The sequence below is a fragment of the Akkermansia sp. BCRC 18949 genome, from assembly GCF_045011645.1.
GTDB lineage: Bacteria > Verrucomicrobiota > Verrucomicrobiia > Verrucomicrobiales > Akkermansiaceae > Akkermansia > Akkermansia massiliensis.
Genome location: NZ_CP123619.1, coordinates 255,405 through 267,323, shown reverse-complemented (window position 1 = coordinate 267,323; position 11,919 = coordinate 255,405). Strand labels below are relative to the sequence as shown.

Below are 11,919 nucleotides of genomic sequence, written 5' to 3'. Positions count from 1 at the left end.
GACAGAGGGCGGGGAGTCGCCCATCCCACACCCCCCGATGTCGCACAAAGCCACAACGCCAGTCCCCCGCTCCGCCAAAAGGCCGGAAATGCTCCTGCTGGAACGGGAGGCCAGAAAAGAAACCATTGAGCGCAAGGGCAGGAACTACCGTTTCTGGCTCTTCCGGCGCAAGCTGTACCACATCGTCACCGTTTACACGCTCATCTTCGGCCTTATCGGGGCCATCGTCTTCCTCTGGACGGATTACATCCTCAAGTACGACTGGCTTTCCATCGACACCGTCACGCTGAAAAGCAACGGCATTTTCAACTCCGAGCAGGCTTTCGCCGTCATGGGGATAGGCCCGAAGGACAACATCTTTTCCATGGATGCCGCGGAACTGGAACAGCGGCTGGAAAAATGCCCGGCCATCCGCCGGGCGGCCGTCAAGCGCCAGATATCCTCCAATCCCACGCTGCTGGTGGACATTGACGCGCGCATCCCCGTGGCATGGATTGACTGCCCGGAACTGGGCGTCCACCCGGGAGACGCCAAATACGGCGTTCTGGCGGACAAGGAGGGCGTCATCTTCCCCTGTATGGAGCAGGTCCACCTGCCCTACATCCAGGGCAGGCACATGCCCTCCGTCACGCTCAGGCCGCCCAGCTCCGGCCAGCTCAGCTACGGAGTCGGCATCCGGGAGCTGGAAGCGCCCATGAAGCTGATTGAGCTGCTCTCCGGCACGGTGACGGAATACCTGCCCAGCATCGTCTCCATCACCACGCCCAACGACTGGTCCTTCTGCGTGCGCTTCTCCAACGACTGCCAGGCCACCTTCAGCCATTACGGCCTGGAGCACCAGGTGGAAAAACTGTCCCGCGCTCTCCGGCACGCACGCCAGACGCACCGGAAAATCAGCGCCATCAACCTGATTCCGGAGCACAATATCCCCGTCATTTTCGACGATTCCTACGAGGACATCCCCCTTGCGGAACCAATTGAGGAATGACGCCGTGCCGGCGTCCCCTGCCGGAAGCGGTTTTCCCCCGTTCCCGGCCTTCTCCCAGGAACGTTCTCCCATATTTTCCTCAATTCCTCCCGAGCGAAACACCCGGTTTTCACAGGTTTTCCCCCATGTCAGAATTCTATTCTTTCTCAACGGGAAATGAGGCCGCGAAGACCTATTGAACACTTGCCAATAACGCCGCGCAAGCTATACTTTCCACGATATTATGAGCAACGAAACACCTTTATCACCCGAAGCGGAAAAACTGGCAGCGGCCCGCAAGCGCAACCTTGACCTGGCCCTCTCCCAAATCCAGAAAGACTTCGGAGAAAACGCCATCATGCGCCTTGGAGACAACGTCAAGATGGAAGTAGACGTCATCCCCACCGGCAATCTTCTCATTGACCGCGCGCTGGGCGTGGGCGGCTTCGCACGCGGCCGCATCGTGGAAATCTACGGGCCGGAATCCTCCGGTAAAACCACCCTGACCCTGACGGCCATCGCCCAGGCCCAGAAAGCCGGGGGCCTGGCCGCGTTCATTGACGTGGAACACGCCCTGGACCCGCAGTACGCCGCCCGCCTGGGCGTCAACCTGGACGACCTGCTGGTCTCCCAGCCGAGCTCCGGGGAAGAAGCCCTGCAAATCTGCGAAGCCCTGGTGCGTTCCAATTCCATTGACGTCATCGTGGTGGACTCCGTGGCCGCGCTGGTCACCAAGCAGGAGCTGGAAGGCGAAATCGGAGACTCCACGGTGGGCGCCCAGGCGCGCCTGATGTCCGCCGCCCTCCGCAAGCTCACCAGCTTCATCTCCAAGGCCCGCACCGTCTGCGTCTTCACCAACCAGATCCGTGAAAAAATCGGCGTCATGTTCGGCAACCCGGAAACCACTCCCGGCGGACGCGCCCTGAAATTCTACGCTTCCGTGCGCGTGGACATCCGCCGCATCGGCCAGATCAAGGCCAGCGACGGCTCCGTAGCCGGAAACCGCACCAAGATCAAGGTGGTCAAGAACAAGGTGGCGCCCCCCTTCACGGAATGCGAGTTCGACATCATGTACAATGAAGGCATCTCCTCCGTGGGAAGCCTGCTGGACCTGGCGATGGAGTATGACATCATCCAGAAGCGCGGCTCCTGGATCAGCTATAACGGCAGCCAGATCGCCCAGGGCAGGGACGCCGCGAAGGAAGCCCTCAAGTCCAATCCTGACCTGTACAAGGAAATCGAAGAACTGGTCAAGGCCAAGATGGACGAGAAGGCGGCCAAATAATCCGGCCCCTTCCCTGTTCCCACTCATTCAAGGCGGCTCCCCCTTCCGGGAGCCGCCTTTTCCCTTTCCGGAGGCAGGCGCAAAAGAATTTTTCACGGAAACTTTTCTCTTGTGCGTCATGAAAAATCCGTTAGTCTGGACGCGATATCGTCCTATGTATCCGACCTCTCGCACATCATTTGCAGCCGTGCTCGGCGTTTTGGGCATGTTTCTGCTGACGCTGTCCACGGCCTTCGGATGGAACCCGGAAACCATCAACGGCGTGCAGTACATTCCGATGTCCGAGGTGCGCACCCATTACAAACTGACACGGGAACGCACGGAAGGACGGCAGAAAGTTTACGAAGTGCCGGAAAAGATCCAGATACGCATGCAGGCGCACAGCCAGGACATGTTCATGAACAACATGAAGTTCGTGCTTTCCTATCCCGTGGCGGACCATCCGTCCAAGGGGCTGATGGTCTCCAACATGGACCTGCACAAAATCATTGACCCGGTCCTGCGCCCCACTTACATCACCAACCGCCGCAGCTTCAACACGGTGGTCATTGACCCCGGCCACGGCGGCCATGACAGCGGCACGCGCAACCGCATCAGCAGGGAGGCGGACATCAACCTCTCCGTCGCCAAGAAACTGCGGGACCGTCTCAAGGGCATGGGCTACCAGGTGGTGATGACCCGTGACACGGACAATTTCATTACCCTCCAGGACCGCGTCCGCATCGCCAACAGGCACAGCAACGCCATCTTCATCAGCATCCACTTCAATGACGGCGGCCCCTCCGCCCGCGGGGTGGAAACCTTCACGCTGGCCCCTGCGGGCACTTCCTCCTCCATGTCCCGCAACATCCGCCAGGACGCCCTCCAGGGCAACTCCCAGGACAGCATGAACATCGCCCTGGCTACAGCCGTGCAGGGGCACATGCTGAAAGGGCCGCTCGCCATCAAGGAAGGCATCTCCATGGTTGACCGGGGCATCAAGCGCGCCCGCTATTCCGTGCTGTGCACCATCAAGCACCCGGCCATTCTGGTGGAAGGCGGATTCATGTCCAACCCGCAGGAAGCCCTGCTCATCTCCACGGAGCGCTACCAGAACTTCATGGCCTCCTCCCTGGCCGCCGCCGTGCGCCAGTACCGCACCGCCCTGGGCCAGCAGGTGCGCAGAACGCGTTAAGCCCCGCACTTACCGGGGGTTGCCCCTCCGCAGCATGAACATCATCCGCATTCCCGGCCTGGCAGACTATCAGGAAACCCTGGAACTTCAGGAACAACTGGTCCGGGCCCATCAGGAAGACCCGGAACGGGAAGATGACCTGCTTCTGCTGGAACATGCCGGGGTTTATACCATCGGGCGCACGCGCGACCACGCCAGCCTGCACCCCGGTTCCGCGCTCCCCTTCCCCGTTCATGAAATCAACCGTGGCGGGCAGGCCACCTACCACGGCCCCGGCCAGCTCGTAGGGTACCCCATCACGGACTTGAACCGCTGCGGCAGGGACCTGCACAACTACGTCACCGCCCTGGAAAACGCCTTGATTGAAGCTTGCGCCAAATTCGGCGTACAGGCCCGCATCCGGGAAGGGCTGGTGGGCGTATGGGTGGAGGACCGCAAAATAGCCTCCATCGGCGTAGGGGTGAAAAAATGGATTGCCATGCACGGCTTCGCCTTCAACGTGACCCGCGAATCCCTGCCCCCCTTCCAGGCAATCACTCCGTGCGGCATCCAGGGCGTGCAGATGACCTGCCTGGAACAGGAAATGCCGGAATCCGGGCAGAAGGACGACCTGCTGGACCGGTTCGGAGACGCTTTTGCAACACTGTGGAAGGAAAAATTCCACCGGAATTCAGAAGGTGCAGAGTGTGCCGGGGAGCATGAAAAATCCTTCTTCCCTTGAAGACGGAAATGCGCCAAAGGCTGGGAAGCGGCCATTTCAGACCATGAATGCAGGGGAAATGTTCAAAAAAACACTTCCTGTAAGACACAGACCGTGTCAGCAATACGTCCTTGCATCTTGACGCGGTTCCCGAACGGACGGATGCTTATACCAGTTATGGGGAAAACACTTTTCCAAAAAATCTGGGACGCTCATTCCGTCGGCATCCTACCGGACGGAAGAACGCAAATGTTCATCGCTACACATCTGCTGCATGAAGTCACCTCTCCGCAGGCTTTCGGAATGGTCCGGGACCTGGGCCTAACCGTGCGTCACCCGGAACGCACCTTTGCCACCGTGGACCACATCATCCCCACGGACAACCAGGCGGAACCGTTCGCGGACGCCACGGCTGACGCCATGATCAAGGAACTGCGCCGGAACTGCGCGGAAAACGGCATCCGCTTTTTCGACCTCCCCACCGGCCTCCAGGGCATCGTGCACATGGTAGGCCCGGAACTCGGCATCACCCAGCCGGGCATGACCATCGTGTGCGGGGACTCCCACACGGCTACGCACGGCGCGTTCGGCTCCATTGCCATGGGCATCGGCACCACGCAGGTGCGCGACGTGCTGGCTACGCAGACCATGGCCCTCAGCCCGCTCAAGGTGCGCCGCATCAACGTGAACGGGAAACTGGCCCCCGGCGTGCGCGCCAAGGACGTGGCCCTGCACATCATCGGCCTTCTGGGCGCCAAGGGCGGCCTGGGCTTCGCCTATGAATACGGCGGCAACGTAATAGACGCCATGAGCATGGACGAACGCATGACCCTCTGCAACATGTCCATTGAAGGCGCGGCCCGCTGCGGCTACGTGAATCCCGACCAGACCACGGTGGAATACATCAAGGGCCGCCTGTTCGCCCCCACCGGCGCGGACTGGGACAAGGCCGTGGAACGCTGGTTGAGCTTCGCTTCCGATGCGGATGCGGAGTACGACGAGATCGTGGAGATTGACGGAGCCGCCATTGAACCGACGCTGACATGGGGCATTTCCCCGGACCAGAACACGGGCATCAGCGGCAGCACGCCCAACCCCTCCTCCGCCAGGAACGACGACGAACGGAAGATGATCAATGAGGCGCTGGAATACATGAAATTCCCCGCGGACATGCCCCTCAAGGGTCTGCCGGTGCAGGTGTGCTTCGTAGGCTCCTGCACCAATGGCCGCATCTCGGATTTCCGGGAAGTAGCCGCCCTTATCAAGGGGCGCCGTGTGGCTCCCGGCATCCGGGCCCTGGCCGTTCCCGGCTCCCAGATGACTGCCAGGCAGTGTGAAGAGGAAGGCATCGCGGACATTTTCCGTGAAGCCGGCTTTGAATGGCGCCTGGCGGGCTGCTCCATGTGCCTGGCCATGAATCCGGACAAGCTCCAGGGGGACCAGCTCTGCGCTAGTTCCTCCAACCGGAACTTCAAGGGCCGCCAGGGAAGCCCCACCGGGCGCACCCTGCTGATGAGCCCCGCCATGGTGGCCGCCGCCGCCCTGACCGGGAAGGTCTCCGACGCGCGCGACGTGTTTTCCCTGAATTAACTTTCCAACTTTTTCCTTTATGTCTCTGACCAAATTCACCTCCATCACCGGCACCTGCGTTCCCGTTCCCGGACCGGACATGGACACGGACCGCATCATCCCCTCCCGCTTCCTCAAGTGCATCACGTTTGACGAGCTGGCGGGAGTCATGTTCTGGGACGAACGCTTTGACGAAAACGGACAGTCCAAATCCCATCCGGTGGACGATCCCCGCTTCAAGGGGGCTTCCATCATCCTGGGCGGCTCCAACTTCGGCTGCGGTTCCTCCCGCGAACACGCTCCGCAAACCATCAAACGCTCCGGCATCAAAGCCGTCATCGCGGAATCCTTTGCGGAAATCTTCTTCGGCAACAGCACCGGCATCGGCCTCCCTTGCGTGTACGCGTCCGCGGATGACATTGCCGCACTGACCCGGTACATTTCCGATCATCCGGAAACGGAAGTGACGATCGACCTCCTGAACATGACAGCCTCCTGGAAGGAAGGTTCCTTCCCCATCCGGATGCCGGCGGAAGCCCGTGAAGCCCTGAGCCGGGGCCGCTGGGATTCTATTGCAGAACTGCTTGTCAACATGGATGCCGTGGAAAAGAAAAATGCGGAACTGCCCCAGGTAACAGCCTCCTGCTGATTCAACATTGACCTCTCCCTACCCCCCTCTATCCCCCACCTCCCCATATGATTTTCAGAATTACAGACTACGTCCACTACGGCACGCTGGACAACCGTGAACGCGGAACCGTCAAGCTTGCGCTGCAGCTTATGGGGATGCCCCATCCGGTGAATATCACCCTGCAGGGGGACTGCCTCCAGGATCTGGCCGGATGCCTGGTCGATTTCAGGAACCCCTCCCCCCAGATGCTCCCTGCGGAACTTACCCAGCTCCCGGAAAACATCCGGGGCGTGGCGGGGGACATGACGGCCAGCCGCCGCATGCCCGTCAAGGGGAAGAAAACCATGGAAAACTCCCTGTACCTGGAATGGTTCACCAGCCACCACGACATGGTGCTGCTGGAAAGCACGGCCTTTTCCATCAAGGTCTCCCTCCCCGAATGGATCATGGATTCCTGCGAGGAACAGGTTCAGATCATGGCGAACCAGCAGATGCTGCGCACCCAGGTGAAGGAATGGTCCAAAACCTATGCCAATACCCAGGAAGACGGCAACCTGCCCGACCACCACTGGGACAAGCGCCTGCGGGAGGCGGAAGCCATCGCCATCGCCTACCAGGAAGTGTTCCAGAAATACAGGCTGAACCCCACCGGAGACATCCGCCTGGCCTTTGTGATGGGCTGGGACGACGTGCTTGACAACATCGCCCAGTCGGAGGAAACGGGCACTCCGTGTTCCTGCAAAAGCACCGGCATGCTCAGCCTCTTTGACATCCTCAACGAACAGGAGGCCCAGGAAGTGCAGTCCTGCATGTTCCACCCCCTCTTCCAGCAGGTCATGGAGCTGACGGACCTGTGCCAGCGCCAGTTCAGCCGGGAGATCAACAAATCCCAGAGGAACCGGACGGAACCGCCGGAACCCCTGAACCAGATTTTTTACTGCATCCGCTACATCACCCCGCGCATTCTCTCCTGCCTGCTCCAGGAGAAGGAAAACGATGCGGACTACTGCACCATGGCCGCCCGCATGGCCCTGTGCGTGGAACAGACGCGCCAGACGGTAGCCGCGCTGGACATCCGCCGCAGCCAGGTGGACGACGAGGTGACGGAACGTTTTTCCTCCTTGCTGGAGGAAGTCAACTCCTTCCAGGAAAGCCTGGCAACCCAAAGCCGGAAAAGCAATCTATAACCAACTTACTTTCACAACATTACCTTTTCACTACAGACCATCATGCACTTCCATACCTGCCTCCAAGGACTGTGTGCAGTCCTGGCCGCCGCCGCTTTTTCCTACGCGGATGAACCGGCCGTTTCCATTTCAGACTTCGGGGTGGACAAGGTTATGTCCGGCCCCGTCGTTTCCATCAATGACCAGTACAAGGGAGTCGTGAAGATCGAAGTGGATTCCCTGACGCCGGACTACGCCACTCCATGGGATACGGGCCGCTACCAGGGCGGCATCGGCACCGGCTTCCTGATCGGGGAAAACGCCTTCATGACGAACGCCCATGTGGTCAGCAACGCGGAACGCATTTACATCTCCATGTACGGGGATTCCCGCAAAATTCCCGCCAGGGTCAAATTCATCGCCCATGACGCGGACCTGGCCCTGCTGGAAGCGGACGACCCCAAGCCCTTCAAGGGCATCCGGCCTTTTGAATTCAGCAAGAACCTGCCCCACCTGGAAGACGAGGTGAGGGTGATCGGCTACCCCATCGGCGGCAACAGGCTTTCCGTCACGCGCGGCGTAGTCTCCCGCATTGACTTCACCACATATGCCCACCCCCGCAACACGGAGCACCTGACCATCCAGGTGGACGCCGCCATCAATCCGGGCAACAGCGGGGGCCCCGCCCTGATGGGGGACAAAGTCATCGGCGTAGCCTTCCAGGGCCTGAACAACGCCAACAACACGGGCTACGTGATTCCCACGCCCGTCATCCGCCACTTTCTGGAGGACATCAAGGACGGCGTCTATGACGGCTACGTGGACATGGGCATCCAGGCCGCGCCCATCCTGAATCCCGCCATGCGCAAGGCGTTCGGCCTGCCGGACGACGAGAAGGGCGTCCTGATCGGCAAAGTGCTCAAGGGCTCCTCCGCCGATGGAGTGCTCCGCAACGGGGACCTGCTGATGAAGGTGGACGGCTACGACGTGGACAGCTCCGCCATGATTGAGCTGGACGGCCAGAAAATCAGCATGAAAGAGCTCATTGAACGCTGCTTCAAGGATGACCGGCTCCCGCTGGATATCATCCGCGACGGCAAGCCCATGAAGGTGGAGATGGTGATGAAGCCCTCTCTCTCCAAGGATCTGCTGATGGCGGAATACGACAAGATGCCCCGCTATATCGTCTTCGGCGGCCTGGTGTTCCAGCCCATCCAGCGCAATGTGCTTGCGGCGGCGGACATCTCCATGCTGGACGTCGCCCTGGATATCCGGGATTACCAGGAAGACGGCGGCTGCGTGGACCATGAAGACATGGTAATCATCACCAAGGTGCTGGACGATGAAGTGAACGCGCGCCTGTCCGGCTCCATCTCCAACGCCATCGTGGAAAAAATCAACGGCGTGAAGGTCAAGGGCCTCACCCACGCCTACGAACTCCTTTATCCGAAGAATATGCCGGAATACGTGATTATTGAACTGAAAAACGGGGAACGCCCCCTGATCTTTGAAGGCAAGGCCATGGAGGCGGCCAACAAGCGCATCTCCAAAACCTACAACATCCCGAAAAACGCCCGTCTGGACAGCGCCATTCCCGGCCGCCAGCCTGACCGGAACACCAACCCCGCCCGTTAACCGCCATGAAAATTCTTTCCCTTTTCGCCCTCGGTTCCCTGATTCTGCTCGGCGGCTGCCAGCCGCGCGAAGCCGGACGAACCGCTCCCGAACCCCAGCCCGGGCAGCAGCCGGAAACACCGCCTGAACAGGTGGAGGAAACGGCCGCTCCGGCGCAGCTCCCTTCTCCCACCAACTCCATGGTAGGCATTAACGCCACCAACCAGGGCTATGCCATGGTCCAGCCGTGGAGCAAGGAAAACCCGGCGTACAGCCAGGGCTTCGGCATTTACCTGGGGGACGGCAATATTCTGACGGCGGCCAACATCGTTTATTCCGCCAGCTTCGTGGAAGTGACCTCCGCGGACGGCTCCCAAACGGTTCCCGTGATCGTGACCGCCTTTGACCCGGAAGCCAATCTTGCCCTGCTGCGCCTGAAAAACGAGACAGACGCCGCCTTCCTGGACAAGCTGGTGCCCGTCACGCTGGGGAACGCACCCCGCCTGGGCGACAAGGTGACCTTCTGGCAGTTCAATGACGACGGCCTCCCCATCACTACGTCCGGAACCCTTCTGGCAACGGAAAGCTCCAGCCCTTTCACCAACAGCGAACCTTTTGTCCTGTACAATGTCAAATCCTCCGTCACGCCTCTGAAAGGCGGCGCAGGCAACCCCATCATGAGGGATAATAAACTGGTGGCTCTCAGCGCCAGCTGCGATCCTTCCGCCCAGAAGGCGCTGGCCGTGACCCATACCATGATTTCCCGGTTCCTCCAACAGGCCCGGTCCGGCAATTACACCGGCTTCCCGGCGGACGGCACCCAGGTCACGGAGCTGACGGACCCCGTTTTCCGCAAGTTCCTGGGCCTTCCGGAAACCGGCGGCGGCTTTTACGTGGTGAAACTGCCTGTCTACGGTTCCTTTTACAAGGCAGGCGTGCGTCCCGGAGACGTGGTGGAAAGCGTCAACGGCATTCCGCTGGACAGCAAAGGCCTGATCAGGGACCCCGCGCTGGGCCCCGTTTCCGCCAACGTCCTGTTCCGTGACTCCGCCATGCCGGGGGACACCATCACGCTGGGCATCCGCCGCAAGGATAAGGACGGCGTCAGCCAGCCCATGACGCTGGATGTCAAGCTTGACCGGAGCGCGCTGGAGGGGGATCTGATCAATCCGGCCCCCTTTATTTCCAATCCCCCCTACCGCATTTACGGAGGTCTGGTGTTCGTCCCCCTGACGGGAGCCCTGATGAGGGAAATCAATAAGCTCAGCAAGAACCGCCCCCCTCTCAACCTGCTGGAAGCTATTCAGAAAAAGGAAGACATCCGGAAAAAAGGCGTGGATGAAATCGTGGTCTTCCTGATGGCGCTGCCCACCCAGGCCACGCTGGGCTATGCCCAGATGAACTCCTCCATTGTGGAAAAAGTGAACGGCGTCCAGGTAAAGAGCCTCAAGCACCTCAACCAGCTTCTGGACCTGCCCGCTCCCGGCGGCACGCACCGCATTGAGGTGGCCCAGCAGCCGTACACCATGTACATGTCCCAGAAAGAGGCCGCCAAGGCGGACCGCTTCATCCAGATGAGGGCTGTTCCCGTGCTCCGCAGGGATTAGGAAAGCCGCGAGCCATTCCATTGCATTCCTTCTGAAATGTCCCTTCATACGCTGAATATCCGGCTGGATTTTCCCTATAGAACGGGCTTTACCCACGGAGCCTTCCGTCCGGAAAACGATGCGCTGGCCAGCCTGATGGAGCAGAGGCCCGGAGGCCGCGTCCTCGTCCTCATGGAGGAAGGGCTGGAACGGTTTTATCCGCAGCTCCCGGCGGACATCGACCGTTATTTTGAAAAGAACGCCGGAGAACTGGCCTATGCCGGCTGCCGTTCCGTTCCGGGCGGGGAAGCGGCCAAAACCGGCTTTGCCGCGTGGGAAAAGGCCCTCCGCCACATTGTGGAAGCGGGCATCGACCGCCATTCCTACATCATTGCCGTGGGAGGCGGGGCGTTTCTGGACGTAGCGGGTTTTGCCGCCGCCACCGCCCACCGCGGCATCCGGCTGCTGCGCGTGCCCACCACTACCCTTTCCCAGGCGGATTCCGGCGTAGGCGTCAAAAACGGAATCAACTTTATGGGGCAGAAGAACTACCTGGGCACCTTCGCCGTAGCCTGGGCCACGCTTAACGACTTCCTGTTCCTTCATTCCCAGCCCCTCTCCCTTAAAAGGGCCGGCTTGGCGGAAGTGGTGAAGGTGGCCGTGGTAAAAGACGCCTCCTTCTTTGACTGGCTGGAAACGAACGCCGACGCGCTGGCCGCCTGCGAGCAGGACGCGCTGGAATATGCCGTGGAGCGTTCCGCGCTGCTGCACGCCTCACACATCGCCGGAGGTGGAGACGCCTTTGAACTGGGTTCCAGCCGCCCCCTGGACTTCGGACACTGGGCCGCCCATTACATGGAAACCATGTCCGGCTACACGCTGGGCCATGCGGAAGCCGTTTCCGTGGGCATGTGCCTGGATATCCTTTATTCCGTCAGGAAGGGATGGCTGCCTGCTGCGGAGGCGGAAAGAATCGTCTCCGTACTGAAAGCCCTGGGACTGCCCGTGTTCCACCCTCTGCTCTCCCGCAGGACGGAGGATGGCGCATGCGAAGTGCTGAAGGGCCTGGAAGCCTTCCGTGAGCACCTTGGCGGCCATTTGACGGTATTGATGCTTACCGGGATAGGCCGGGGAAAGGACGTCCATGAAATAGACGCCGCGCTAATGGAGGAATGCATCCGGGAAATGCAGGAGGTCGCCCGCTGCTCCAGCCAGGAATAGGGGCCT

At 60.4% G+C, this 11,919-nt stretch carries 10 protein-coding genes; all 10 read left to right on the top strand.

Annotated elements, in window-relative coordinates:
* The first annotated feature begins 37 nt into the window (after nt 1–37).
* The 10 genes from P8A25_RS01095 to P8A25_RS01050 all read left to right on the top strand — a co-directional run bounded on the left by P8A25_RS01095 (nt 38) and on the right by P8A25_RS01050 (nt 11,913).
* Nucleotides 38–988, top strand: a complete 951-nt coding sequence (locus tag P8A25_RS01095; RefSeq protein WP_102722101.1) for a cell division protein FtsQ/DivIB — start codon at nt 38–40, stop codon at nt 986–988.
* 223 nt (nt 989–1,211) lie between these two features.
* Nucleotides 1,212–2,252: a recombinase RecA gene (gene recA / locus P8A25_RS01090; protein WP_022397718.1), complete on the top strand. Its 1,041-nt coding sequence runs from the start codon at nt 1,212–1,214 to the stop codon at nt 2,250–2,252.
* Nucleotides 2,253–2,439: 187 nt separating this feature from the next.
* Nucleotides 2,440–3,426, top strand: coding sequence for an N-acetylmuramoyl-L-alanine amidase (locus tag P8A25_RS01085; RefSeq protein ID WP_215458388.1), 987 nt, complete (start codon nt 2,440–2,442; stop codon nt 3,424–3,426).
* Nucleotides 3,427–3,460: 34 nt separating this feature from the next.
* Nucleotides 3,461–4,147: a lipoyl(octanoyl) transferase LipB gene (gene lipB / locus P8A25_RS01080; RefSeq protein WP_102727618.1), complete on the top strand. Its 687-nt coding sequence runs from the start codon at nt 3,461–3,463 to the stop codon at nt 4,145–4,147.
* A gap of 156 nt (nt 4,148–4,303) precedes the next feature.
* On the top strand, nt 4,304–5,716 hold the full coding sequence (gene leuC / locus P8A25_RS01075; protein WP_102731266.1) for a 3-isopropylmalate dehydratase large subunit: 1,413 nt from the start codon (nt 4,304–4,306) through the stop codon (nt 5,714–5,716).
* A gap of 19 nt (nt 5,717–5,735) precedes the next feature.
* On the top strand, nt 5,736–6,344 hold the full coding sequence (gene leuD, locus P8A25_RS01070; RefSeq protein ID WP_215443266.1) for a 3-isopropylmalate dehydratase small subunit: 609 nt from the start codon (nt 5,736–5,738) through the stop codon (nt 6,342–6,344).
* Between the two features lie 47 nt (nt 6,345–6,391).
* Complete coding sequence (locus P8A25_RS01065; RefSeq protein WP_102729864.1) at nt 6,392–7,513, top strand: hypothetical protein; 1,122 nt, start codon at nt 6,392–6,394, stop codon at nt 7,511–7,513.
* Between the two features lie 42 nt (nt 7,514–7,555).
* Entirely contained in the window at nt 7,556–9,127 is a 1,572-nt protein-coding gene (locus P8A25_RS01060) for a S1C family serine protease (RefSeq protein ID WP_022397724.1), read from the top strand.
* A gap of 5 nt (nt 9,128–9,132) precedes the next feature.
* Nucleotides 9,133–10,713, top strand: coding sequence for a S1C family serine protease (locus P8A25_RS01055; protein WP_102722098.1), 1,581 nt, complete (start codon nt 9,133–9,135; stop codon nt 10,711–10,713).
* Nucleotides 10,714–10,749: 36 nt separating this feature from the next.
* Entirely contained in the window at nt 10,750–11,913 is a 1,164-nt protein-coding gene (locus P8A25_RS01050) for a 3-dehydroquinate synthase (RefSeq protein WP_215443264.1), read from the top strand.
* Nucleotides 11,914–11,919 lie beyond the last annotated feature (6 nt).